The 3,619-nt window shown below is 46.9% G+C and carries 3 protein-coding genes and 2 pseudogenes; 4 read left to right on the top strand and 1 reads right to left on the bottom strand.

Going from position 1 to position 3,619, the window contains the following annotated elements; all coding sequences use genetic code 11:
- Positions 1–72: 72 nt before the first annotated feature.
- The 4 genes and pseudogenes from BZJ21_RS15085 (at position 73) to BZJ21_RS15075 (ending at position 3,271) form a co-directional block, all read left to right on the top strand.
- Positions 73–2,595 (top strand): annotated as a pseudogene (locus BZJ21_RS15085) (T6SS effector antibacterial DNase).
- Between the two features lie 2 nt (positions 2,596–2,597).
- On the top strand, positions 2,598–2,885 hold the full coding sequence (locus BZJ21_RS15080; RefSeq protein ID WP_077670231.1) for a bacteriocin immunity protein: 288 nt from the start codon (positions 2,598–2,600) through the stop codon (positions 2,883–2,885).
- Positions 2,886–2,925: 40 nt separating this feature from the next.
- Positions 2,926–3,012 (top strand): annotated as a pseudogene (locus BZJ21_RS16825) (HNH endonuclease); the annotation flags it as partial.
- A gap of 4 nt (positions 3,013–3,016) precedes the next feature.
- Positions 3,017–3,271 (top strand): bacteriocin immunity protein, encoded by a 255-nt coding sequence (locus BZJ21_RS15075; protein WP_077670230.1) that lies wholly within the window; start codon positions 3,017–3,019, stop codon positions 3,269–3,271.
- A 73-nt stretch (positions 3,272–3,344) separates the two neighbouring features.
- On the opposite strand, the gene BZJ21_RS16720 is transcribed toward BZJ21_RS15075, so the two are convergent.
- Positions 3,345–3,619, bottom strand: a 275-nt coding sequence (locus BZJ21_RS16720) for a hypothetical protein (RefSeq protein WP_236719586.1), incomplete at its 5' end; no start/stop codon positions are given.

Raw genomic sequence — 3,619 nt, 5'->3', positions numbered from 1 at the left:
CCTAACGATGACAACAAACCTATCCAAAAATCTGGTCTCTTCAGTAGAATACACCGCCATGGTTCTTGATTGGTGGACAATGCGGTGGGATATAAACTCATTAGACTGACTGAACTTATGGCGTATGAGTTTGGGCAAGTAGAGGGCGATATTGAGGCGCTGAATGAGCGAGACCTTGGTAATGTAATGCCTGATGGGGTGAGCTTTTCACAATTTAAAGAAAAGCTTGATAGCGGTGAATTTGCACTGTTGACTGATATCCCAGTGCGGCCAGCGATGGTACATGATAATACGAATAAGGTTTGGACCCTCTCGCCAGATACTGAAACGACCCTCTCACCACAAGCCCGTTCAGCACTTGCCGCCAGAGCTAATCAATCTGGCAGTGTGGCCGGTGGAGCGAGTGGCTCCGGTGGCGTTAGCCATAGTGCGCATGCCGCAACCAATATCGAAGACACCTATGTGCCTGAGCCGGTAAAACCTGACCGCTCAAATGAGCCGCCAGCGCGCAAATACGAATACTGTTTCGAAATCGCCAGCTCAGTCAAAACATTTCGTAAAACGGTAGGTTGCGCTTTTCTATTAGCCAAAACACAACAAGAAGGCGTGATTGGTGATTGGCAAACCGCGCGCACTGAACACGGCACCAAGTACACCACTTATACCGCATTCAACGAGCCCAAAAAGCTCGTTGCCAAAATAGCATCAGCGTTAATGGGCATCAGCGTACCTGAGCCCGTGCAGGTCAAGCCGATTGGCTCAGGTATCATCCAAGAAGCCTTTATTCCTGTAACACCTTCTGTTCAACTCGGCGAGCGACTGGGCCTACCCACCGAAGGCTATTACTACCATTTTTACCAAAAGCGCTTGGTGCAGGAGTACAAGCTGCTGGGTGATGGTAAGTGGCAGTTTTACGCCACGCGCTCTAGACATGACAAGCTCAACCAGGCGCAAGGTTTTAATCGTTATCAAAGCGCTATTCTGGTGTACTGGAAGATTGGCGGCAAAGAAGTCGAAGACCAACATCTTGTCTATCTTAAAGCACCGCTCACGCGTGACTTGCTTGATAATCTAGACGATGAATGGCTGGAAGAAAACGGCATTAAACTGTCTATCAATGAATTACTTGCCGCGCCCAAGCAAGCTATCGCCAAACGAGATGAACCTTCATCTGAAAAAGAGACCGATAAACGTGATGAATCAAAACAGCCGACAACCCACACGGTCAAAACCGATCCGGCTACCCGACAACGTGAATCATGGCCCGCCATTGCCGAACAACATGGCTTATCCGCCAAGCAGCTATTGGATTTGAACCCGCAGTATGACGCCGATCCAATGTCGTTGAAGGCAGGAGATACGCTGACTGTTAAACAAGTAGAGGCCCAGCAAGTATCTTCAGAGGTCGCAACAGAGTTGCCGCCATTATCGCCTTGCACATACAGTTGCGCGCCGAATACGCACTATGAGCATTCTGACGCTTTTATAGCGAGCACACCCTTTAAGGCAATTAATAAAGACAGACTGCTCGAAAAAGAATTGCCAGTTGCAAATCTAACCACGATCACTACTGTAGCTAAAGCGACTGACTACGGAAAAGCAGCAATACTCACGCTGCCTGCCAGTGGAGCGGCGACTAATCTCGGTGTCATCAGCACCAATACGGGCAAGACCATGGGAGCATGGTCGCTTTCCGGCGAGGCATTAGCCGGATTTGGGCGTATGGGAGGCTTTCTAGTCGCGGCATTGTGGCCGTCTCAGCTAGGGGACGGCACGCTCGACGGACACCCCGAACTGAGTGGTGTTGATGCCATCACGATGCGTGTGCGTTTCAATATGTACACCGATGAAAATGGCAAACAGCAAGTCGTTGGTATAAAAACCGGTGAAGGTAGTCCATATGGAGAGCGCGTGACAAAGCGTGAGGCTCGCCAAAGTGATCAGAACTTTGTTGCGGAACTGGATGATGGTATCACCATCACATGGACTCCAGATGGCTCGACAGACGTTCTAACACCCGATACGGTATTACCTGAGAATGATCAGCTAGATGTGCATAATATCTGGGTCCGGCCGATAGAAGAGCACGAGCAGGAGCTTGGGACGCCATTATATCCCGAGGAAGATCTTGCTGAGTACTTAGTGACATTCCCTGCTGATGCTGGTTTGCCGCCGCTTTACTTGGTTTTCCGCAAAACGGCGCGTGATGAATCAGGCGTAGTGACAGGGAACGGAGAAGATATCACCGGAAGGTGGCTGGAGAAAGCGAGCGAAGATTTAGGGGCACCTATCCCGTCTCAGATTGCGGATAAACTCAGAGGAAAAGAGTTTAGTAGCTTTGATGCTTTCTGAGAGGAATTTTGGATCGAAGTAGGAAAGAATTCTAGGTTGCTGTCTCAATTTAGTCGAGCAAACCAGAGACTGCTCAAACGAGGTAGAGCTCCGTTTTCAACTCCAGGCGAACAAATTGGCGGAAGACAGCGATATGAGATTCATCACATAGAAGAAATTCAACATGGCGGTGAAGTCTATAATATAGACAATTTAAGTGTCATGACACCTAAACGACATATTGATACACATAAACGGGGCTAGTTATGGAGCTAAAAGACCAATTACAAGACTATACCGAAGAAGAGTTCTATCGGTTTCTTGAGGATTTTTTTGAGGATACGGACACAAATGACTTGTCGGACGAGGAATATGATAAGCATATATCTAAACTTGCGGAACATTTTACTCGTCTTGTAGAACATCCTGATGGAAATGGACTTATATTTCATCCGAGCGAGGATCGAGAAGACTCTCCGAATGGTATTATTAGTGAAATAAAAGCATGGTATCAAAAGCAAGGGAAGATTTGTTTTAAAAATCAGAAGAGATAAAGCAAGAAAGCGGAACTTATTTTAATTACTTCATGTTAACGAAATTCAATATGGTGGCGAAGTATATGATGTTGATAACCTTCGGGTAAATACACCTCGTAACCATATTAATATACATAAGAGGTAAGATAATGAAAAATTCAATAGTAGATTACACAGAAGAGGACTGTCTGAAGCTTGTTGAACAAATTTTTGTGGAGAATGTTGCTGAAACGGATGATGTTCTCGATGAATTGCTAGAGCATTTTGAGCTTATCACCGAACATCCTGATGGTTCTGATCTTATTTATTATCCAGAAAAAGAAGAAGACGCGACACCAGAGAACATTGTAAGAATTGTCAAGGAATGGCGTCAATCTCAAGGGCTGCCATGCTTCAAGGACTAGCCTTGAGCGCAGGTCATTTTCTGCGAGGATGAGAGATGGCACAATCCCTAGTAAATTTCATCGATGCCAAAATTTAGACATTGATGGTGCCATTGGCGTAGGTGACACAAGCCCCGGCACGATGATGGGTATGTGCACATTGCCAAGGGGCGCCTGTCACGATCGGGGCCAATTTTAACGCAGATGCCAAATTTGACCTTGATGTCGGAGGCGCGCTTTGACTTGGGTGTTCATGATTCACATCGCTCCGGCGCTTGTCCGACCTTGTATCTCTCCTGGAGTTGAGGTTAGCTACCTCTGTTCCGGTGAGTTTGGTGATGCTGAGTCCGACCTTAGCACCTGATGCTG

The sequence above is a fragment of the Salinivibrio costicola subsp. alcaliphilus genome (assembly GCF_001996185.1).
Classification (GTDB): Bacteria; Pseudomonadota; Gammaproteobacteria; order Enterobacterales; family Vibrionaceae; genus Salinivibrio; species Salinivibrio costicola.
This window is presented reverse-complemented; position numbering and strand designations above follow the sequence as displayed.